The following is a 20,412-nucleotide window of genomic DNA, read 5'->3' on the forward strand; positions in this document are numbered from 1 at the left end:
ATTCCCCAGCCGCCGAGCAGGCAGACCGTCTGCGCGACCGTGGCGGCGCGGGCGAGGCGCAAGCGGCGGCGAAGCAGCGCCCAGCCGGAGAGGAGCGCCGCGATGATGCCCGATGCGACTACGGGCGCGGCGCCGGGGCTCAGCAGGCCTTGCCACAGGTGCGGGGCGCGGGCGTGGAGAAGCGGAAGGACGAGGATCGAAAGTCCCACCGTGGCCGTGCCCGCCCACAGCGCGCGGCGGCGGAAGTCCTCGCGCAGCTCGCCCGCCGTCTCGTTCGCCAGGTACACGGCGGCCAGGTACGCGCACACGGCGAGCGCGAAGGCGCCCATCGAAAGCGACAGCGGGGCCAGCCACGGTGGCGTTCCGGAGATGAGCACATCCTCGCACGACACGCGGAAGCCGCCGGCGGAGACGGCGCCCAGGCACATCCCCAGCAGCACCGGCGTGATCACGCTCGCCGCGCCGAACACCGCACCCCATCTCCGCCCCGTCCGCCCCACGCCCGCACCCCGCGCGCTCTGCGGCGAGTAGGCGCGGAAGACGAACGCGGCGCCGCGCAGGATGATGCCCAGCAGCACCAGGTGGAACGGGACGAAGAGGCCCACGCCCAGCGCGGCGTACGCCGCCGGGAAGCCCGCGAAGAGCAGCACCACCACGAAGATGAGCCAGACATGGTTCGCCTCCCACACCGGCCCCATCGCGTGGGCGATGGCGTCACGCTGCGCGTCCCGGCGCGGCCCGCGCGCGAACGCGTCCCACACGCCCGCGCCGAAGTCAGCGCCCGCCAGCACCGCATACGCGATCAGCGCCGCCAGCGCGACGCCCGCCACCGCCGTCTCAGCCGACACCCGCCACCTCCGGCGTCTGCGTCACATCCACCGTCTCGTCCGAAGCTGGGGCGCCCGTGGCGAGGCGGCGCAGGAGCAGCGCCAGCGCGATGCCCAGCGCGAGGTAGAGCACGGAGAAGCCGAAGAGCGTCGCGGGCACCTCGCCCACCGGCGTCACGCCATCCGCCGTGCGCATGACGCCGTAGACCACCCACGGCTGGCGGCCCACCTCGGTGACGATCCAGCCCGCCTCGAGCGCGAGGAAGCCCAGCGGCGACGCGGCGAGCAGCGCCCACAGCAGAAGCCGCGCATCTTCCCGCTTCCTCCATCTGGCGATCCAGAAGATCATCCCGAGGGCCGCCAGCGCCGTCCCGCAGCCCACCATCACCTGGAACGCGAGGTGGGAGATGAGCACGTTCGGGCGCTCGTCGCGCGGAAAGGCGTCGAGGCCGCGCACCGTCGCGTCCGCATCTCCCGTCGCCAGGAAGCTGAGGCCGCGGGGGATGCGGATCGCCCAGCGCACGGTGTCGTTCGCCGCGTCGGGGATGCCGCCGATGAGCAGCGGCACGCGCGCCCCGGTGCGGAAGTGCGCCTCCATGGCGGCCAGCTTCGCGGGCTGCCAGCGCGCCACGTTCTTCGCGCTGATGTCGCCGCTCAGCGGCTGGAGCACGCCGGTGACCGCCGCTACGGCGAGCGCGATGCCTAAGCCCGAGCGGTGGTACGCGTCCCGCCGCCCACGCAGCATGCCGAGCGCGTACACGCCGCCCGCCGCGAAGCCGGTCGCCACGTAGCACGACACCGTGGAGTGGAGCGACATCTGGAACCAAGCGGGGCTCAGGAAGGGCGCGAACGGGCTCACGCCCACCGCCTGCCCGTCCACCACCCCGCGGAAGCCGGCCGGCGTCTGCATCCACGCGTTCGCGGCGACCACGAGGATGCCGGATGCCATGCCGCTCGCCGCGACGGCCACGCCGGACAGCCAGTGCGCGCGCGGGCTCAGCTTCTCCCAGCCGTACAGGTACAGGCCCAGGAAGATGGCTTCCAGGAAGAACGCGTAGCCCTCCAGCGCGAATGCCGGACCGACGATGCCGCCCGCGAAGCGCATGAAGCGCGGCCAAAGCAGCCCCAGCTCGAACGACAGCGCCGTGCCGGAGACGGCGCCCACGGCGAAGGTGAGCGCCGTCGCCTTGGCCCACTTGCGCGCCAGGTCGCGGTAGTGCGGGCGGCCGGTGCGCAGCCACAGCCCCTCGGCGATGGCCATCATCAGCGGCATCCCTATGCCCAGCGCCGCGAACACCATGTGGAACGCGAGCGACACCTCCATCTGCGTGCGCGCCGCGGTCAGCGTGTCCATCTGCCACGTGCTCCCGTTGGGGTGGCCCTGCACGCCCGCAATCTATGGAAGCGTTCGGTAGATGCGGTAAGGAAATCTCCGCGACGCATCGTCCGGCACGCGCTGAACTTCCAGTAGGCACGACGGCGTCCGTCCACGTCCAGATTGCCCGCGAATGCCGCCGGCCGGATTCGTGAGATGCGCATCTTCGGATCGCGGAAGCTCTTCTCCGACTTCGACATCCGGCAGGGACGGTGGATGCGGAGCGTAACGCCGGCTGCGGACCGCGGCATCTCGGCCGATGCGCGGAGCCGGACCGGCCGAGAGGCATCGGCGCGCAGCTCGCCAGGAGATTCATCGCACCGCGCGTTCGGCGACCGTGTCACGCATCCGGCCTTTCCCGCCGGGCCGTACGGCGGATATCGTACGCGAGCCGGGTTCGCGCCGCGCCGGTTCCGGCACGCGCCGCACGCCATCTCCCGAAGCCCCATCCCGTAATCCAATGCTGACCTTTCGACATCTCACGGCCGGGCTGCTCCTCGCGGCAGCTTCGACCTTCGCGCTCGCCGGGAGGGGCGGGGCGCAGGTGGCCACGCGGCCGTTCGTGGACTGGCGGACGGTGCGGACGGAGCACTTCGACGTGCACTACCCGGCGGAGATGGAGGCGTGGACGCTGGACGTGGCCTCGCGGCTGGAGAGCGTGCGCGAGGCGGTGGCGCAGATGGTGGGCAGCGCGCCCGGCCGCCGCGTCACCATCGTCGTCGAGGACCCGTCCGTCCAGTCGAACGGGTCGGCATTCCCGTTCCTGGAGGCGCCGGTCATCTCCATGTGGCCCACGCCGCCGGACCCGCGCTCGCAACTGGGCAACCACCGCGGCGCGGGCGAGCAGCTGGCGGTGCACGAGTTCACCCACATCGCGCATCTCACCCGCCCTTCGCGGAATCCGCGGGAGCGCTTCCTCGCGAGCCTGCTGCCCGTGCAGGTGGGACCGGTTACGCGCAAGGCGCCGCGCTGGATCACGGAGGGCTACGCGACCTACGTGGAAGGCAAGCTCACCGGCAGCGGCCGCCCGCACAGCGTGATCCGCGCGGCGATCCTGCGGGAGTGGGCGCTGGAGGGCAAGCTGCCCACGTACGCGCAGATGAGCGCCAGCGGCGGCTTCAACGGCGGGTCGATGGCGTACCTGGCGGGGTCGGCGTACCTGGAGTGGCTGGTGGCCCGCAGCGGCGAGGAGAGCCTGCCGCACCTGTGGCGGCGGATGAGCGCGCGGCAGGACCGCGGCTTCGCGGAGGCGTTCGCTGGCGTGTACGGCGGACTGCCGCAGGACCTGTACGGCCGGTTCACGGTGGATGTGACCGAGCGCGCGCTCCAGGCCCGGCGCACGCTCTCGGTCGCGGGGCTGGAGTACGGCGACACGGTGCAGCGCCTGAGCTGGACCACGGGCGACCCCGCCGTCTCGCCAGACGGTAAGCACCTGGCGATCGTGCTCCGGGGCGCGCCCGGCACTCCGTCTCGCGTCGTCGTCTGGAACACCGCGCCGGAGACGAACGACACGGCGTACTCACGCGCCGTGCGGCGGATGCTGGAGCGCGACCCGCAGGACGTGCCGCCCGTCCGCTCCGGTCCGCGCCCCAGGCGCCCGCTCGCGACGCTGCTCGCCGTGAACGGCCGCGGCCACGACGCGCCCCGCTTCCTGCCCGGCGGGGCGGACGTGCTCGTCATCCGCTCGGAGCCCACGGGCGAGGGCGTGCTGCGGCCGGACCTGTTCGTGTGGACGTGGAAGACGGGCCGCCTGCGCCGCGTCACGCACGGCGCATCGATCGTCTCCGCGGACCCGGCGCCGGACGGGCGGGCGGCGGCGGCGGTGCGATGCGCGGGCGGGATCTGCGACCTGGTGCGGGTGGGCCTGGCGGACGGGCGCGTGCAGGTGCTGGCGAAGGGCACGCCCACGCGCGTGTTCAGCCGTCCGCGCTTCGCGCCGGACGGGCGTACGCTGGTGGCGGCCGTGCAGGAGCGCGGGCGCTGGCGCATCGCGCGGGTGGACGCGGCGAGCGGCGAGTGGTTGTACGCGGACCCGGACGACGGGGCCAGCCGCTACGATCCCAGCTTCCTCCCCGGTGCCGCGTCGCTGGTGGAGACGAGCGAACTGGGCGGCATCGCGAACCTGGAGACGCTGGATCTGGCGACGCGCGCCACGCGGCCGCTCACCCGCGTGACCGGCGCCGCCGTCGCGCCCGAGCCGGATCCCGCCACGGGCGCCGTCTTCTTCCTGTCGCTGCACGGCAAGGGATTGGACCTGAACCGCGTCCGCCCGGACAGCGTCGCGCTCGGCCAGGCGCTCGCGCTCGCTCCGTCGCTCGCGCCCGTCGCGCCTCCGCCACCCGCGCCGGGCGACAGCCTGCCGCGCTCGCCCCTCTCTCCGCCGCACGAGTACGGCATCGGGCCGCGGCGAATGCGTGTGCTGCCTGCGGGAAGCGTGGAGGCGGACGGCGCGGCGGCGGGCCTCACGCTCACCAGCTCCGACCCGGTCGGACGGCTCACGCTGATGGCTCGCGGGCTCATCGGCGGCGGCGCGGTGGAGCGCGGGGCGTCGGCGAGCGCGGCGTGGCGTGGGTCGCGGCCGTCGCTGCACGGCGACCTGTTCTGGATGCGGCGGCGCCCGTCCGAGCGCGGCTTCTCGCCGCTCTCGCTGGATGCGGACTACGCGGGCGGCACCGCCTTCGCCGAGCGCGCGTGGGGATCGGGGCGGCTGCGGCAGTCGTTGCGCGGCGGCGGCTCGCTGGGCCGCCTGGACCGCGGCGATGCGGACGCGGGCCAGCGCGGGCTCGGCTTCGTGGAGTACGCCGGCTCGTTCACTCGTGCCCGGGGCGCAGCGTACACGGCGCTCGCGCTGTCGGTGAACGGCTCCGCGGGCCGGACGCAGGGCGACGGCTGGCAGCGCGGCGTGGCGACGCTGACGCTCGCCGCGGGCTCGCCGCTACTGTCGCTGCGGGGGGATGCGACCGTGGGCGTGATCGGAAGAGACGCGCCGGAGTGGGAGCGGTTCGTGGTGGGCGGCGCGCAGACGCAGCTGGCCGACGCGGCCATCTTCTCGCAGCGCATCTCCATGGCCGGCCTGCCGTTCGGGACGGCGGCTGGGAGCCAGATCCTCGCCCTGCGCGGCAGCACGCGGCTGGGGCTGCTCACGCCGTACTACTGGGCCGCCACCACATCCGGCGACCTGGAAAGGTGGCACCGCGTAGTCGGCGCGGAGGCGTCGTACGCGTTCACCGGCGGCAACATCCTCTTTCTGCCCGCCGCGCGCTTCCTGGCCGGAGCCGCCTACTCGCTGGACGACCCGTGGCGCCACCGCGCCCGCATCTACGCCTCCGTCGCCTATCGCCCGTAGCCGGCGGACCGCATCTCCCGAACGATACGAGGTGCGGTCGGTCGAGGCATGCTCTGGCAGCGCGTCTGCCCGCTGCGGATCGCCCGAATCAGGCGGAGGACAGCGAGAGCGTTCCCCCGCCACGCCTCCCCGCGTATGTTACGGTCGATGCGATCCACCCGTCGCCTCACGCCCCGCTCGCGCGCGGGTGACGCGGGGGCGGGGCAGATCGTCTAAGGGGTCCAGCGTCTTCCCACCGGAGACGCCCTTGCCGAGAAGTGCCATGAACGAACGAATCCACGGATACCTGGACGGCGACCTGCCGCTGGACGAGCTGTCTCCCCACGAGCGCGCGAGCGCCCTGCGGATGGAGCGCTCGCTGGGCCTCGCCGCGTCGCATATCCGCACCGGCCACGCGCCCGAGCTGGTGGGCCGCGTGATGGCCGCGCTTCCCCAGCCCGCGCCTGCCGCCGCCCCGCGCCCGTCGTCCGCCCGCCGCGCCTGGGCGTGGCTGTGGACGCCGCGCCGCATCGCCTTCGACCTGCGCCCCGGTGCCGCGCTGGCGGGGGCGATGGCGTTCGCGCTCGCCGCGGTGATGCTGCCCGTGCGCGGCCCCGGCGTGCCCACGCTGCCCATCGCCGTGGCCGACGCGCCGCAGCCGCCGCCGGTGTACGTACAGTTCCGGCTGGACGCGGCGGGCGCGCGGCAGGTGGAGCTGGCGGGCACCTTCACCGGCTGGAAGCCTCGGGTGGAGATGCAGCAGACCTCGCCCGGCGTGTGGACCGCGCTGGTGCCGCTGCGGCCAGGCGTGCACGACTACGCGTTCGTGGTGGACGGCGACCGCTGGGTGGCGGACCCCAACGCTCCGCACGTGGACGACAGCTTCGGCGGCACGAACAGCCGCATCTCGCTTCCGCCGCCGGGGAACGCCGCGTGAGAGCGGCGCTGGCCTGCACGCTCGCCGCCCTCGCGCTGGCGCCCGCCGCCGCGCGGGCGCAGTGGAGCGTGGACGTGGCCGCCGGCCGCGCGGTCAACGACCCGCTGGCGGCGCGCGTGACCTCCACCAACGCCTCCGCCGGCGTGCACTTCGACGGGCGCGACGGGCGGGCGGTGTACCTGTACGGCGGCGGTCCGCTGGGGTCCGAGGGGCCAGCGTGGGGCGCCGGCGGCTTCGCGGCGTGGGTGGGCCGCGACTTCGGCCCGGTGAGCCTGGGCCTGGACCTGGGCGGCGACGGATACGGCTATGGCGCGGCCGGCATCGTTCCGGCCGGCTACGGCGGCGCGGGCCGCGCCCTGCCCACGCTGGCGCTGCGCGGCGGCCGGCTGCTCGTGCAGCTGCGGTCGGGAGCGGTGGGCGCCTACAGCCAGGTGGGCGACTCCTCGGAGTGGCGGGTGATGCACGACTCCCGCGCGCGGCTGGCGGTGACGGCGGCGCCCGGCCTTGAGGTCTCGGCCGACGGGCGGTTCCTGCGGGCGAAGGAGCGCGACTACCCGTACGTGGGCGGGGGCGCGGAGCTGGACCGCGGGCCCGCCAGCGCCTGGGCGTTCGCGGGCAAGTGGCTGGCGAGCGTCTTCCCCACGCCGGCTGTCGCGTACGGCGCGGGTGCCAGCCTGCGGATGCGTTGCGGGACGGAGCTTTCGCTGTCCTTCGAGCAGGCACCCACGGACCCGGTGTACTTCACCGCGCCGCGCCGCACCTGGAGCGTGCAGCTGAGCCGCGCCTTCGGGCGCCGCGCGCGGGCCGAGGCGCCCGCGAGGGTGGTTCAAGCCGCGCTGCCGGTGCTGCCGGCCGACGAGGGCGGGCGCGTCGCCATCACGCTGCCCGCCGCCACGGCCGAGGTGGCGGCCGCCGGCGCCGCCTCGCCGCCCACGGTGGCGGGCGATTTCACGGGGTGGAAGCCGGTGCCCATGACGCGCCAGGGCGGCGTGTGGACGGTGCGGCTGCCCATCGCGCCCGGCACGTACCACTACGGCTTCCGCACGGCGGCGGGCGTCTGGTTCGTGCCCGCGGGGGTGCCGCAGGTGGACGACGACTTCGGCGGGACCTCGGCGGTGCTGGTGGTGAAGTAGCAGGGCGGCGGTCGCGGCGTCCGCGTGTGACGCCGCCGCTGCGCCCCTCGTCCTACGGGAGAAGAAGCCCGGTCCGGCAGTCGCACTCCATTCAGCTGAAAGCCATGTTCAGACACACGGTCCTCGCGTCGCTGCTCACCCTGGTCCCGCTGTGCGCGGCGGCCCAGGGCGGCACGCCCGAGCAGAGGATCGAGCAGGCGCGCAGGCAGGCGGCGGCGGGGCACATCCCCGTGTCGCTGCTGGACGGCAAGGTCGCCGAGGGGCGCGCCAAGGGCGTGCCCATGGACCGCATAGCCAGCGTGGTGGAGCGGCGGCTGGTGTCCTTGGGCCACGCGCGCGACGCCATGGCCCGCGCCGCGTCTGGCGGCGTGCGCGCCGAGGACCTGTCGGTGGGCGCGGACGCGCTGGACGCGGGCGTGAACGCCACGGTGCTGGGCACGCTGGCCGGCTCCGCCCCGGCCGACCGCCGCGCGGTGGCCATCGCCGTGCTCACCCAGCTGGTACGCGAGGGCGACCCTCAGGATCGCGCCCTCAAGAGCGTGCAGGACGCGCTGGGCCGTGGCGCCGACGCGCTCCGCAGCCTGCCCGCCACCGAAGCCGCCGAGCGCGAGAGCCACGGCGGCCGCGGTTCCGACGGGGGAAGCAGCAGCGGCCACGGCTCGTCGGGCAGCTCGGGCGGCAGCGGAAGCTCCGGGAGCAGCGGGCACGGGTCGGGAAGCAGCGGCTCCGGAAGCAGCGGAGGGTCCGGGAAGCACGGGGGCGGGGGACCGCCGCCGTCCGTGCCCAGCCCGGGTGGCAACCCGGACCGGGACCACGGCGGCAAGGGCCGGAGCGGTGGAGGGCACGGCGGCGGCCACGGCGAGAAGCCCTGAGCCCTGGCCGATTTTGCGTTTCGGAAGCGTCGCCCGCCGGGCGGCGCTTCTTTCGTTTTTCGGGAGATGCGCAGCGCCGGCCTGCTGCCGTGCATCCACGGCTCCTGATCGTTTCGATTCCTCCGTACGAATGCCCAGCCGTTCATCTACCGAGGCATGCAGTGGTAGGGTTCGCGGAATCGGCCGATGGAGGCTCGGCGCTGCATCTCCGCGTCAAGGAAAACCCTGGTGAGGCCACGTGGCGTCTCCGGGGATGCGCGGCGGGACATCTCCCGTGTCCCATCGGCAAATGCGCGGCTGTTCATCTCCCGTGGCGGCGGCTATGTTGACGGGCTGCGCCGCGGGTTACGCAGCGGGCCCGAACCCGTTGCGGGAGCGGGGGTACAGGGACGCGGCACTTCAACATTTCCTCGGGACGCACAGATGATCCAGCTCACGCAGCCTGCCCGCGACAAGGTCCAGTCCCTGGTGGACGCCGAGGTGGTGCGCGACCCCGCGCTGCGCATCGAGCTGGCGGCCAAGGGCGCCGGCGCCAGCCCGCTCCAGCGCCAGTACGAGATCTCGCTGGTGGAGCGCGACGAGAAGCAGAAGACGGAGATCGCCATCAACCTCGAAGGCATCCGCATCCTGCTCAACCTGGACACCGCCAACCTGCTCAGCGGCGCCACGGTGGACTGGTCCGACGCCGACGGCGGGTTCAGCGTGGAGGGCGACAAGCCGCGGCCCGTCGCGCCGCCCACCTCCACCGGCACCGTGGGCGTCTCCGGCCCGCTCGCCGACCGCGTGCAGGAGGTGATCGACGAGCTGATCAACCCGCGCATCGCGGCGCACGGCGGGGCGGTGGAGATGGTGGACGTGAGCGACGACACGCTCTACGTGCGCATGAGCGGCGGCTGCCAGGGCTGCGCCGCGTCGGCCGCCACGCTGCGCCAGGGCATCGAGCGTATGGTCAAGGAAGAGATCCCCGAGATCCGCGAGATCGTGGACCTCACCGACCACGGCGCCGGCGAGAACCCGTACTTCTGACGCGCCAACCCGCTCTTCCGAGAGCCGCGGTAGATGCGGATGCGGTAAAGGAATTCGACAGATGAGAAGCGGGCGGAGCGCGAGTGCGTTCCGCCCGCTTCGTCGTGTCGGCAGCGAACTCCGATGCTGCCGCGGCACCGCCAGGGGGCATGAAGGCGAAATCCGTGAGAATCGGTACGGTCGGCATCGCCCTGGCGGCTAAAGCCGCGGGCTGCGACGGCACGAAGCCCACCGGCGTGGGCTGCTACCGATGGTCCGAATCGTTCGGCGAGACTCCGCGACGGCAAGCCGATCTACCCGGATTCCGTACCATTCCCGCTTGACCCGCCCTCCCGCAGCGCGCAGCGCGAGTCCGCCACCGCACCGGCAGCGAGGAGCCCCGTTCGCAGAGCGCGGACCCCGCAGCATTCTCCACCGCCGTGCCTTCCCCCACTGGTGGGGGAGGGCAGGCGAGTTTTACGAGCCGGGTGAGGGCCCCCCACGCACGAAGACCCCCGCCATCGCACGGGCAGGGGTCTTCGCTCTCGTCCATCTATCACTTCAGGCGGAGATCCGCTCCGCCGGCCGGGTGCCGCTCCACCTGTGTGGTCCGCCGGGAAACGCGCCGGCGGTGGAGCGGGTCGCTGTATCTTCCGATGCTTCGCGCGCCCGTTTGGTTGCGCGCCGCCTCATACCGTTTTGCTTGTTTAATTGTGCATTCCGTGTTACCGTTGGGGCAACTCTCACCGGGAGATGCCCATGCGCCGAGCGTTGCCGGAGGTTCGCGAGTCTGAGGAGAAGCTGCGGGAGATGCTGGCGAAGACGCGGGACGCGAAACGTCAGCGCAGGGTCCACCTCCTGGTCCTGATCCGCTCGGGCGAGGTGCGGACGCGGGAGGCCGCCGCGCGGCACCTGGGAGTGCACCGCAACAGCGTCAGCGACTGGCTGGCGGAGTACGAGGCCCGCGGGCTGGAAGGGATGCTGGAGATCGGGAAGCCGGGTGCCCGGCCGGGACAGAAGGTGCTCACTCCCGCCGTGCTGAGGCAGCTGAAGGAGCGCCTGGATGGTGAAGGCTTCGGCAGCTACGGGGAGATCAAGGCGTGGCTGGCGCGTGAGTTCGAACTGGAGATCCCGTACGGGACCGTGTATGGCCTGGTGCGGTTCCGGCTGGCCAGCAAGCTGAAGCGGGCACGGCCGCGGCATGTAAAAAAACGCCGTCGCGGGCGCTGCCTTCCCCCTCTGGCTGAAGCGGCTCGTCGCGCTCCTGATCGCCTTCTCCCCCCTGCCGGTCCGCTGCTTCTTCGAAGACGAGACGCGCCTGGGCCTTCATGACTCCCAGACGCGGCGGCGCATCACGGCCCGCGGGGTGAAGCCGATCCAGCCGATGCTCCCGCGCTACCAGTACCTCTGGTTCTACGGCGCAGTCGAACCCGCCACGGGTGAGTCGTTCTTCCTTGAGTTGCCCGCCCTCGACACGAAGTGCTTCCAAGCGTTCCTGGACGAGTTCTCTCGCGCCTACCCCGACACCCTGAACCTGCTGGTGCTCGACGGAGCGCCGGCGCACATCGCGCGGGCGCTCGTCATTCCGGAGAACGTGTATCTCGCGCGGCTGCCACCCTACTCACCCGAGCTGAACCCGGTCGAGCGCGTGTGGCAGGACCTACGCAAGCGCATGGGAGACGCGCTCCCCCCAAGCCTTGACGCCCTTGCCGAGTCCGCCGCGGCTGCCCTGCGCAGCTACACCTGCCATGCACTCGCCTCGCTCACCAACTACGGCTACCCCAGTCTCCTGAAAATGCACATAGAATTTTAGAAAATGGTATCAGTGCGAGATGCCGACGGACACGCCGAGGTGGAAGGTGAGCAGGTCCGTGTCGCTGCGCACGGGCGTGACGGTGATGGTGTTGTCCGGGTTGTCGTGGATGTCGCCCTTGCGGAGGTAGCGCGCCTGGCCGTTGTTGTGGTAGCGCAGCCCGGCGTCTATGGAGATGGGCGAGGCGCCGCGGCGCACCGGCACGTACACGCCCGCGCCGCCGCCCCACGAGAAGGTGGCGTCGTGGTAGTTGGTGGTGCTGGCGAACGTCTCGCCGCTGCTGGTGCCCTGGAGCGACGACTCGGTGAAGAGGTACGACACGCCCGCGAAGCCGTTCACGTACGGCCGCAGCAGCCCGTTGGGCAGCCCCACCTGCGGGCCCACGCCCACGAAGGCGATGTTGTTGGTGGTGTTCAGGTCCACCTGTATGCGCCCGCCCACCGTGGGGCTCAGCGCGACGCGCTGGTGCTCGCTGCCGTACACCACGAAGCCGCCGTCCAGCCGCAGCCCCACGATGCCCGCGCGGTCCAGCTTGCGGATCACGTGCGCGCCGCCGCCGAACCCCTGCCGCACGAAGTCGTGGAACTCGCCCTCCGGGTGGGCGAAGGTGAAGTCGCCGCCGGCGTACCAGCCGGTGGGCTGCTGCACGGGCCGCTCGTATTCGTCGTCCTGCGCGCTGGCGGGCGAGGCGGCCGCGATGGCGAGCGCTGCGAGGGCGAGGGGAAGGCGGGTCTTCATGGCGTCCTCCGTATGCGAGGCGTGTATCGTTCAGGGAGCGGGGCGCTCCACGTCGTCTTCACGCCTTTCCGGAAGGCAACCGCGGGGCCGCGCTCTCGCTTTTGCGCATCTTCTTTACGCGCATCGGCTTGGGTTTTCGGAGAGATGCGCCGACATGGGCGCGGTGACATCTCCGGAGGACAGAACGACGGATGTTCCGGACAAGCACGATCATCCGGATGATGGATCACGTCTCGCTACATCGGCCGAGCGACCACCACGAAAAGACCCGGCGCGCCGAAAGCTCGGTGCGCCGGGTCTTGTGCGGGACGGGAGATGCGGACGGGGATGATCGGCCGCGGCCTCCGCGGCTACATCCAGGGCTCGTCGGCCGAGGGGCCGTAGATGGACGGCACCTTCGCGCCCGCGATGCGCAGGTACACGGAGAGCTGGCCGCGATGGTGGATCTGGTCGTGCACCATGCCGTAGAGGAAGTCCAGCAGCGGGACGTCGCCCATCGTCTTGGGGCCGACGAACCACTTCACGGGTTCGGTCATCTTCTCGTCCGCGGCAGCCTGTACCAGCTCCACCACGCGCCCGTGCCGCTCGTCCAGCGCGTCGGCGATCTCCTGCACCGTGTCGGGCGCGGGCGGCATGGGCGGCGGCGGAGACGACCAGTCGAAGCCGGTGGTGAGCGCGCGCTCGGCCAGCCACTGCTCCAGCACGAACGTCCACACGAGCTGCTTTGCCGGGCTGCTCTTCTCCGCCGGCTTCAGGTCCAGCGCCTCGCTGGGATACTCGCGGAGCACGCGCATGGTGGTGCCGTGCTCGTGCCGGTAGAAGCGGAGGAACTGCTCCTTCGGGCTGAGCCCCTCGGTGGCCGAAGTGGGGAACAAGCTCGAGTCCATTGGCATCTCTCCCGTGGTGTCGTGGGCGAAAGGTGGTTCACGGCTCAGCGGATGAGGCCGAGGACGCCGTCCAGCTTCTGCTGGCCCGCCGGCGCGGGCACCGTGTCGCGCGGCGGAGTGGAGATGGCGGCGAGCGCGCCGCCGCCCTGCATCACCGTCCCGGGAGCGCGCTGGGCATGCAGGACGCGGGGATCGGGTGCGGTGGGCGACTGGCCACACGCGGCGAGGGCCCCGGCGAGCGCCAGGGCGGCGAAGCGGATGCGCATGCAAACCCCTCGGGTGATGGGGAGACCGGGGCTCTAGCGGATGAGCCCGTTCAGGTCGTCCACGATGGTGGAGGTGCCGGTGACGGGCGTGCGGGCCGGCTCCTGCGGCGTCGCGGGTGCTGCCGCGTCGATGCCGGGCTGCACCGTGGCCAGGTCGGCGTGGCGCGGCCGGGCCACCGGCGCGGCGGGATCCGTGGGGCTCTGCGCGCAGGCGGCGAGCGACGTGGCGAGGACGAGCGCGATGAAGCTGCGGCGCATGTGGTTCTCCGGTGGAGTGGAGGAAGCCGTCCGGTTTCCGCCAAGGTAAATCGCGCCCATCCTGCACACCAGCATCCCGCATCTACCGAACTGTAGGGTTCAGGAGATCTTTCGGGTGCCAGCGGAGACGGCCGGAGACGGATCGCGGCCGCGGCGATAGATTGGACGGAGGCAGCGGCGGAGCCATCCGCATACGACGAACGACGACGAGGAGATGACGATGGCGGTCGAGATCACCGGCAGCTACGCGGGAAACAAGAAGGTGCAAATGCGGCACGGGCCTTCCGGCGCGGAGATCGGGACGGCGGCGCCGCTGGACAACAACGGCGACGGGAGCTCGTTCTCGCCCACGGACCTGGTGGCGGCGGCGCTGGGCGCGTGCATGGTCACGGTGATGGCGATCGTGGCCGAGCGCGACGGCATCCCGTACGACGGCGTGGACTTCGTGGTGGAGAAGCACATGCGCGCCGACCCGCGCCGCATCGACAAGCTGCCGGTGACGCTGCGCATGCCCGCCGGCCTCACGCCCGAGCAGCGCGTGAAGCTGGAGCGCACGGCTCTCACCTGCCCCGTGCACCGCAGCCTGCTCCCCGAGATCGAGAAGGAAGTCCGCTTCGTCTACCCCGACGCCGCCGAGACGGCGAACGCGGCGGATTGACGGCTGCGAGCGCCTCGGCCGCACCCGAGCCGCATCACTTCCACTTCGTTCACAAGGAGAGACACGTTGCCCAGGCGTTCACGACCCGTTAGCGAGCCGCCGGTGAACTTCGTCCTTCGCGTCGCGCTCCGCGAGATCGCTCCGCCGATCTGGCGGACGGTGCGGGTGCCCGGGTGGTACACGCTCAACCAGCTCCACCGGGTGTTCCAGATGATCTTCGGGTGGCAGGACTACCACCTCTACGCGTTCGAGATCGGCAGCAGGCGCTTCGAGCGGAAGCATCCGGAATCGGAGGGGGAGGACACCGGCGCCGCGACGCTCGCGAAGCTGGGCCTGGAGCGCGGTACGGAGTTCAGCTACGAATACGACTTCGGCGACGGCTGGGTGCACGAGGTACGAGTGGAGGACGTGCAGCCGACTGGGAGCGACGAGGACGACTGGCAGGCGCTTCCCGTGCTGCTGGGCGGCGAGCGGGCGGGGCCACTGGAGGACTGCGGTGGACCGTTCGGCTACCAGGACCTGGTAGATGCGTTGCGGAACCCGGCCGACGGCGATCCCGAACACGACCATCTGCGCGCGTGGGCGGGTGGGGCGTACGATCCCGAACGGTTCGATGTCTGGATGGCGAACCAGAACCTGGCACTCGCGGCGGTCTGGGCAGCAATCTGACGACATGCGCGTGATGCATCGGCGAATGATCGCCGGCCTATGCCGCGACCCGGGCCTCAGCTGAACAGGGTCGGTTCCGCGGCGAGGGCGGCGATCTTCTTCTGGGCGACGGGGAGGGCGTAGGTATCGATCTCGTGAGCCGTGGCCCAGGCCCACGCGTCGTAGCCGAGGGCGCGGGGCTGGCCGGAGACGAGGGTGCAGCGGAAGGCGTGGTAGCTCGCGCGCACGTGCGTGAACGCGTGCGCCACCGTGCCGATGGGCTCGCCCGCGCGCACCAGCACCTCCAGGCCTTCGCGCACGCTGCGCTCGGCCGCGGCGGCGGCACTCTCGCGGCCCGCCCGCACGGCGTGCGGGAAGCTCCACATGCCGCCCAGCCGCGCATCTACCGGCCGGCGGACGAGGAGCACGCGGCCTTCGTGCTGCACCACGGCGACGCCGGTGTCCTCGTGCGGGACCGGCTTCGCCTTCTTGGGCGCGGGCCGCTCGTTCTGCGTGCCCGCCGCGTACGCCGAGCACATGTCGCGCACCGGGCACTCGCCGCAGCGCGGGTTGCGCGGGGTGCACACGGTGGCGCCCAGCTCCATCAGCGCCTGGTTGAAGTCCCCCGGCCGGTCGCCGGGCACCAGCTCTTCCGCGAGCGACCACAGCGCGTCGTCGGCCGGGGCGGGGTCGTCGGTGAGGCGGGCGAAGACGCGGCGCACGTTGCCGTCCACCAGCGGCTCCGCGCGGCCGAAGGCGATGGACATCACCGCGCCCGCCGTGTACCGCCCCACGCCCTTCAGCTCGCGGAACCGCTCCGCATCTCCCGGCACGCGCCCGCCGTACCTCTCCGCCACCTCGCGCACGGCTCCGTGGAAGTTGCGGGCGCGCGAGTAGTAGCCGAGGCCCTCCCACGCCTTCAGCACGTCGTCGAGCGGCGCGGCGGCCAGCGCCTCCACGGTGGGGAAGCGCGCCAGCCAGCGTTCGTAGTACGGCCGCACCGTCTCCACGCGGGTCTGCTGCAGCATCACCTCCGACAGCCACACGCGGTACGGGTCCGGCGCCTCGCCCGCGGGCGCGCGCCAGGGCAGGTCTCGCCGGTGCGCGTCGTACCACGCGAGCAGGTGCGCGCGGAGGTGCGGGACGATGACGGGCGGGACGGGCGTCTGGGGCAACGGTGCGTTCGGTGAGGGGGCCCTCACCCGGCTCGCAAGGCTCGCCTGCCCTCCCCCACAAGTGGGGGAAGGCACGGCGTTGGCGCATGTCCGGGTTTGGTACGGGTCGAGCTTGGGAAGGCGGGTCGAGCAAGCGCGGCGCGGGCTGCATGGAGCTCTGTCCGGAGGACATCCACAGTTCGTAGCCGAGGTTTTCGGTTCATTCCCCCGCCGGACACGTCCATCGACGGGGTCTCGACGGCTGTTTCAATCTCGCCGGCCGTACTTCCGCCGCAGCCAGTCCGCCCAGGTGAGGCCGGGGCCGCGGACGTCCGGGTGCGTGAGGGCGCCGGCGCGCATGGCGCGGGAGAGGCTGCCGGGGAGCGGGAGGGTGAAGATGCGCGTCTTCAGGCCGCGTGCGGCGGCCCAGGTGCGGGCGGCGCCGTCCATCGTCAGCAGCTCGGGACCCACCAGGTCGGGCACCGCGTCGCGCGGGCCGGCATCCACGCAGCGCCACAGCTCGCGGGCGACCTCGTCCACATCCACCGGCTGCACCTGCCAGCCGCGGGGCAGCGGCGCGAACCGCAGGCGCGCCGTCCAGCCGATCATCGTCTCCAGGAAGTCGTGGAACTGCGACGCGCGCAGGATCGTGTACGGCACGCCGCCTTCGCGCACCACGCCTTCGGCGGCGAGCTTCTGCGCGTAGTACGGGAACCCCGCCGCGCGGTCGATGCCCACGATGGAGACGTAGACCACGTGCGCCACACCGGCCGCCTTCGCCGCCTCCAGCAGGCGGCGCGTGCCGTGGACGTCGGTCTCCTCCGTGTCCTTCCGCGGGCTGCTGGCGGCGTGGATGATGGCGTCGATCCCATCCACCGCTTCCGCCAGGCCCTCGCCGGTGGCGAGGTCGCTGCGGACCCAGGTGGCCGCGGCGGCGGGATCGGACGGACGGGTGCGCCCGGTGGTCCGCAGCTCGTGCACGGCGGGGCAGAGCGCGACGAGGCGCCGGCCCAACGTCCCCCGTCCTCCCGTGACCAGAACGCGCATCTTCCCCCTCCCGAAAGGTCCAGTCGCCCGCGTTCCGGACGAGCGGCGCCGTGGACGCGGCGGCGGCTCGCGGAGTGCGCGGTGGGGAATTCTACCGGGAGCGCGGCCGTTCGGAAATGCGCGTTCCCGGTCCGTCCTCATCCGGGCCGGAGCCGGACCGGAGAACGAACGCGATCACGGGCGGTGGCCCGGACCGTGCTGGGCGCCGCTGTATCTTCCAACCGTCGCGCCCGAGCAGGCCGATGTCGATGCCCGCTCTTCGTTCGCGAGGCGCCGCTCCGGCGAAGAAACCCGAATCGCCGTGCCCAAGTGAGCCAAATCGAAGCCGACATCGCCGCGGTCGCGCGCATCGGCGCGGTGCCCACCATCCTGCGCGTGGTTTCGGAGATGACCGGCCTGCGCCTGGCGCTGGTCGCGCGCGTGACGCAGGAGTCGTGGACGGCCTGCGCGGTGCTGGACCGCATGAACTTCGGCCTGGAGGTGGGAGGCCAGCTGGACGTGGCGACCACGCTGTGCAGCCAGGTGCGCGACACCGGCCGGCCGGTGATCATCGAGCACGCCAGCCAGGAGCCGGAGTTCTGCGGCCACCCCACGCCCAAGATGTACGGCTTCGAGAGCTACATCGCGGTGCCCATCTTCCGCTCCGGCGGCGAGTACTTCGGCAACGTGTGCGCGCTGGACTCGGCCCCGGCGGTGCTGCGCGACGAGAAGACGCTGGCCATGGTGCAGCTCTTCGCGGAGCTCATCTCGGCGCAGCTCTCGGCCGAGGAGGCGTCGGCGCGCGACCGCGAGGCGCTGGCGCAGGAGCGCGAGACGGCGGAGCTGCGCGAGCAGTTCATCGCCGTGCTGGGGCACGACCTGCGCAACCCGCTCTCGGCCATCGTCACCGGCTCGGAGTTCCTGCTGGAGCTGGACCCCGGCCCCACCGAGCGAAAGGTGCTGGGGCGCATACGCAGCAGCGGCGACCGGATGGCGCGCCTGGTGAGCGAGGTGCTGGACTTCGCGCGCGGGCGCCTGGGCGGGGGGATGCCGCTGGCGCTGGAGAGGCTGGAGGTGGCGCCGCTGGTCGCGCAGGTGGTGGACGAGATCGCGGGCGCGCACCCCCAGCGCACGGTGCGCATGACGCTGTGCGGCGCGGGCACCGCCTCGCTCGATGCGTCGCGCGTGGCGCAGCTCCTCTCCAACCTCATCGCCAACGCCGTGGAGCACGGGCGCGACGGCGAGCCGGTGGACGTCGCGGTGAAGGGCTCGCCCGAGCAGGTCGTCTTCTCCGTGGCCAACCGCGGCGAGCCGATCCCGGAAGAGGTGCTGCCGCGCCTCTTCGAGCCGTACGTGCGTGCCGGGGGAAGGGCGCCGCGCGCGGGGCTGGGCCTCGGCCTCTACATCGCCGCGGAGATCGCCCGCGCGCACGGCGGGGAGATCCGCGCCGACTCCACCGCCGACGGCTGCACGACCTTCACCGTAGAGCTTCCCCGCGGGTCCGGCTGATCCTGGCGCGGCGTGCCGAGGCATCGCCAACGCGCGGCCGGTAGATGGACAACGCATCGGTAGATGCACGGCACCGAATCCAGTTGCAGCCGCGCATCTCCGTAGATGTGGCGCCCGGCGATCTGCCGTCGAAGGCGTCGCGGGTAAATGCGCCGCGGATGTGTCGCGGGTAAGCGGATGTGGATCAGCCGGGGCGCCTCGCGGCGAACCCGCAGCTCCGAAGACGATGCCCGTCTCCCATGCATCATCTTCTCAGGTTCCGGTAGATGATGCACCTCCGGCCCGCATCTCCCGTCGTGCATCTGCCGACCGCATCTCTGGATTGCGGAGCTGGGGATGGCCCGCATCGTGCTGCCGGATCTCGAGATATCCCCGCATCCCCTCCGTTGAGCCCCGGCCATGCGCTTCACGAACTACACGCGGTACAGCGGCCACATGGCCGACGCGCTCAACTTGGAGTCGCTGCTGGACAGCCTCTCGGACTTCCTGCTCCAGAGCGGCTTCGCGGGCGGGAAGTACGACCACCCGTACTGGGGCGAGTTCGGCGGCGACGACGAGGACCGCTCGCTTGACTCGCTGCGCGAGGCGCTGCTGCGGGCGCTGCTGGAGAGCGGCCAGCTCACGCCCGAGATGGTGGCCGAGCTGCGCGGCGAGGGCGAAGGCGACGACGCGGTGCGCCAGCAGATCGCGGAGCTGCTGGACAAGCTGGTGCAGCGGCTGGTGGACGAGGGCTACCTCTCCGTGGGCGAGGCGCCGCGCATGCCGGAGGGCATGGAGCAGCAGGGCACCGGGCGGGTGGACGATGCGCGCTCGGCCTCGCGGCAGGTGGAGTTCTCGCTCACCGGCAAGGGGATGGACCTGCTGGGCTACCGCACGCTCAAGGGCCTGCTGGGGGCGATGGGGCGCAGCGCGTTCGGCTCGCACGACACGCCGTACCTGGCCACGGGCGTGGAGGCCGAGGCCGCCAGCCGTCCGTACGAGTTCGGCGACACGCTGAACCTGGACATCCCCGCCACGCTCAAGAGCGCCCTGGCCCGCGAGGGGCTGCGGGAAGACGGCACGCTGCCGCTGGAGTACGGCGACCTGCACGTGAACCAGGCCGAGTACCGGTCCAGCTGCGCCACGGTGCTGCTGCTGGACACCAGCCACAGCATGATCCTGTACGGCGAGGACCGGTTCACGCCGGCCAAGAAGGTGGCGCTGGCTCTCACCCACCTCATCCGCACGCAGTTCCCCGGCGACACGCTGAAGGTGGTGCTCTTCGGCGACCGCGCGAGCGAGATCCCGCTGTCGCAGCTGGCGCACGCGCAGGTGGGCCCGTTCCACACCAACACGGCCGAGGGGCTCAAGGTGGCCCGCCGTCTCCTGCTCGCGCAGAACAAGGAGATGCGCCAGATCGTGATGATCACCGACGGCAAGCCTTCCGCGGTGACGCTGCCGGACGGGCGGGTCTACAAGAACTCGATGGGGCTGGACGCGATGGTGCTGCGCGACACCTTTCGCGAGGTTGGCGCCTGCCGGAAGAGCGGCATCCTCATCAACACCTTCATGCTGGCCCGCGACCCGTACCTGATGGCGTTCGTGAACCGCGTGACCGAGATCGCCCGTGGCAAGGCGTACTTCACCAGCACCATGACGCTGGGCCAGCACATCATGCGCGACTTCCTGCGCCGCAAGACACGCCGGGCGGGTTGAACGGCTCGGTAGATGTGAGATGGACGGCAGGAGATCGTCCCGAGGAGCCCGCGAAAGCGGGCTTCTCTCGTCCGAGACGGATCGCACGTCTGCATTCCACCGCGGATTCTCTCCTGTTCCCAAGCCCCGCCTCGACATGCCCGAACTGTCCCGCGTCTTCCGACCCTGCTGCATCGCTGCCGCTGTCATCGTCGCCGCAGCGATGTCGGGGTGCGCGCAGTCGTCATCTACGGACAGCAAAACGGCGGTCGCGGCGCGGGTGGACTCGCTGGTCGCCGCGTACCAG

19 protein-coding genes are annotated in these 20,412 nt (G+C 72.1%); 11 read left to right on the plus strand and 8 right to left on the minus strand.

The features are described 5' to 3' along the window. Positions 1-848, minus strand: an 848-nt coding sequence (locus VFE05_02750) for a cytochrome d ubiquinol oxidase subunit II (GenBank protein HET6228968.1), incomplete at its 3' end; no start/stop codon positions are given. Then, positions 838-2,181 carry a cytochrome ubiquinol oxidase subunit I gene (locus VFE05_02755; protein ID HET6228969.1) on the minus strand — a complete coding sequence of 448 codons (1,344 nt, stop codon included), beginning with the start codon at positions 2,179-2,181 and terminating at the stop codon, positions 838-840. The genes VFE05_02755 and VFE05_02750, both read right to left, overlap by 11 nt. A gap of 481 nt (positions 2,182-2,662) precedes the next feature. Here VFE05_02755 and VFE05_02760 point away from each other — a divergent pair, with 481 nt between their 5' ends. The 7 genes from VFE05_02760 (at position 2,663) to VFE05_02790 (ending at position 11,287) form a co-directional block, all read left to right on the plus strand. Continuing rightward, positions 2,663-5,548 carry a hypothetical protein gene (locus VFE05_02760; protein HET6228970.1) on the plus strand — a complete coding sequence of 962 codons (2,886 nt, stop codon included), beginning with the start codon at positions 2,663-2,665 and terminating at the stop codon, positions 5,546-5,548. 262 nt (positions 5,549-5,810) lie between these two features. Beyond that, positions 5,811-6,464 (plus strand): glycogen-binding domain-containing protein, encoded by a 654-nt coding sequence (locus VFE05_02765; GenBank protein HET6228971.1) that lies wholly within the window; start codon positions 5,811-5,813, stop codon positions 6,462-6,464. Continuing rightward, complete coding sequence (locus VFE05_02770; protein HET6228972.1) at positions 6,461-7,597, plus strand: glycogen-binding domain-containing protein; 1,137 nt, start codon at positions 6,461-6,463, stop codon at positions 7,595-7,597. The genes VFE05_02765 and VFE05_02770 overlap by 4 nt, the downstream gene beginning before the upstream one ends. A gap of 104 nt (positions 7,598-7,701) precedes the next feature. After that, entirely contained in the window at positions 7,702-8,469 is a 768-nt protein-coding gene (locus VFE05_02775; protein ID HET6228973.1) for a hypothetical protein, read from the plus strand. A 423-nt stretch (positions 8,470-8,892) separates the two neighbouring features. Next, positions 8,893-9,495 carry a NifU family protein gene (locus VFE05_02780; protein HET6228974.1) on the plus strand — a complete coding sequence of 201 codons (603 nt, stop codon included), beginning with the start codon at positions 8,893-8,895 and terminating at the stop codon, positions 9,493-9,495. Positions 9,496-10,233: 738 nt separating this feature from the next. Continuing rightward, the gene (locus tag VFE05_02785; GenBank protein ID HET6228975.1) at positions 10,234-10,806 is read left to right on the plus strand and encodes a helix-turn-helix domain-containing protein; all 573 of its coding nucleotides are present in this window, start codon (positions 10,234-10,236) and stop codon (positions 10,804-10,806) included. Then, complete coding sequence (locus tag VFE05_02790; GenBank protein HET6228976.1) at positions 10,793-11,287, plus strand: IS630 family transposase; 495 nt, start codon at positions 10,793-10,795, stop codon at positions 11,285-11,287. The genes VFE05_02785 and VFE05_02790 overlap by 14 nt, the downstream gene beginning before the upstream one ends. Positions 11,288-11,296: 9 nt before the next feature. On the opposite strand, the gene VFE05_02795 is transcribed toward VFE05_02790, so the two are convergent. The 4 genes from VFE05_02795 to VFE05_02810 all read right to left on the minus strand — a co-directional run bounded on the left by VFE05_02795 (position 11,297) and on the right by VFE05_02810 (position 13,436). Next, positions 11,297-12,025, minus strand: coding sequence for a hypothetical protein (locus VFE05_02795; protein ID HET6228977.1), 729 nt, complete (start codon positions 12,023-12,025; stop codon positions 11,297-11,299). Between the two features lie 350 nt (positions 12,026-12,375). Then, entirely contained in the window at positions 12,376-12,912 is a 537-nt protein-coding gene (locus VFE05_02800) for a DinB family protein (GenBank protein ID HET6228978.1), read from the minus strand. A 44-nt stretch (positions 12,913-12,956) separates the two neighbouring features. After that, entirely contained in the window at positions 12,957-13,178 is a 222-nt protein-coding gene (locus tag VFE05_02805; protein ID HET6228979.1) for a hypothetical protein, read from the minus strand. A 33-nt stretch (positions 13,179-13,211) separates the two neighbouring features. Continuing rightward, positions 13,212-13,436, minus strand: coding sequence for a hypothetical protein (locus VFE05_02810; GenBank protein ID HET6228980.1), 225 nt, complete (start codon positions 13,434-13,436; stop codon positions 13,212-13,214). Between the two features lie 220 nt (positions 13,437-13,656). Here VFE05_02810 and VFE05_02815 point away from each other — a divergent pair, with 220 nt between their 5' ends. Continuing rightward, a complete protein-coding gene (locus VFE05_02815) occupies positions 13,657-14,094 on the plus strand; it encodes an OsmC family protein (GenBank protein ID HET6228981.1) in 438 nt (145 codons plus the stop codon). Positions 14,095-14,196: 102 nt separating this feature from the next. Next, on the plus strand, positions 14,197-14,763 hold the full coding sequence (locus VFE05_02820) for a plasmid pRiA4b ORF-3 family protein (protein ID HET6228982.1): 567 nt from the start codon (positions 14,197-14,199) through the stop codon (positions 14,761-14,763). Between the two features lie 56 nt (positions 14,764-14,819). Here the strand turns inward: VFE05_02820 and mutY are convergent, their stop codons facing one another. Together mutY and VFE05_02830 are read right to left on the minus strand one after the other, a co-directional pair. Further along, positions 14,820-15,917, minus strand: coding sequence for an A/G-specific adenine glycosylase (gene mutY, locus VFE05_02825; protein ID HET6228983.1), 1,098 nt, complete (start codon positions 15,915-15,917; stop codon positions 14,820-14,822). A 246-nt stretch (positions 15,918-16,163) separates the two neighbouring features. Further along, positions 16,164-16,943, minus strand: a complete 780-nt coding sequence (locus VFE05_02830) for an NAD(P)H-binding protein (GenBank protein ID HET6228984.1) — start codon at positions 16,941-16,943, stop codon at positions 16,164-16,166. 309 nt (positions 16,944-17,252) lie between these two features. On the opposite strand from VFE05_02830, the gene VFE05_02835 reads away from it, so the two are divergent. Beyond that, positions 17,253-18,431, plus strand: coding sequence for a GAF domain-containing sensor histidine kinase (locus VFE05_02835; protein ID HET6228985.1), 1,179 nt, complete (start codon positions 17,253-17,255; stop codon positions 18,429-18,431). Between the two features lie 399 nt (positions 18,432-18,830). Continuing rightward, positions 18,831-20,126, plus strand: coding sequence for a VWA domain-containing protein (locus VFE05_02840; GenBank protein ID HET6228986.1), 1,296 nt, complete (start codon positions 18,831-18,833; stop codon positions 20,124-20,126). Positions 20,127-20,412 lie beyond the last annotated feature (286 nt).

This window comes from Longimicrobiaceae bacterium, assembly GCA_035696245.1.
Lineage (GTDB): Bacteria > Gemmatimonadota > Gemmatimonadetes > Longimicrobiales > Longimicrobiaceae > DASRQW01.

What these genes read in the sequence shown, in the direction of transcription:
- VFE05_02765 (HET6228971.1), top strand. Translation starts at nt 5,811, where the DNA reads ATGAACGAACGAATCCACGGATACCTGGACGGCGACCTGCCGCTGGAC.
- VFE05_02800 (HET6228978.1), bottom strand. Translation starts at nt 12,912, where the DNA reads ATGGACTCGAGCTTGTTCCCCACTTCGGCCACCGAGGGGCTCAGCCCG.
- VFE05_02760 (HET6228970.1), top strand. Translation starts at nt 2,663, where the DNA reads ATGCTGACCTTTCGACATCTCACGGCCGGGCTGCTCCTCGCGGCAGCT.
- VFE05_02815 (HET6228981.1), top strand. Translation starts at nt 13,657, where the DNA reads ATGGCGGTCGAGATCACCGGCAGCTACGCGGGAAACAAGAAGGTGCAA.
- VFE05_02805 (HET6228979.1), bottom strand. Translation starts at nt 13,178, where the DNA reads ATGCGCATCCGCTTCGCCGCCCTGGCGCTCGCCGGGGCCCTCGCCGCG.
- VFE05_02830 (HET6228984.1), bottom strand. Translation starts at nt 16,943, where the DNA reads ATGCGCGTTCTGGTCACGGGAGGACGGGGGACGTTGGGCCGGCGCCTC.
- VFE05_02775 (HET6228973.1), top strand. Translation starts at nt 7,702, where the DNA reads ATGTTCAGACACACGGTCCTCGCGTCGCTGCTCACCCTGGTCCCGCTG.
- VFE05_02840 (HET6228986.1), top strand. Translation starts at nt 18,831, where the DNA reads ATGCGCTTCACGAACTACACGCGGTACAGCGGCCACATGGCCGACGCG.
- VFE05_02755 (HET6228969.1), bottom strand. Translation starts at nt 2,181, where the DNA reads ATGGACACGCTGACCGCGGCGCGCACGCAGATGGAGGTGTCGCTCGCG.
- VFE05_02780 (HET6228974.1), top strand. Translation starts at nt 8,893, where the DNA reads ATGATCCAGCTCACGCAGCCTGCCCGCGACAAGGTCCAGTCCCTGGTG.
- VFE05_02810 (HET6228980.1), bottom strand. Translation starts at nt 13,436, where the DNA reads ATGCGCCGCAGCTTCATCGCGCTCGTCCTCGCCACGTCGCTCGCCGCC.
- VFE05_02795 (HET6228977.1), bottom strand. Translation starts at nt 12,025, where the DNA reads ATGAAGACCCGCCTTCCCCTCGCCCTCGCAGCGCTCGCCATCGCGGCC.
- VFE05_02785 (HET6228975.1), top strand. Translation starts at nt 10,234, where the DNA reads ATGCGCCGAGCGTTGCCGGAGGTTCGCGAGTCTGAGGAGAAGCTGCGG.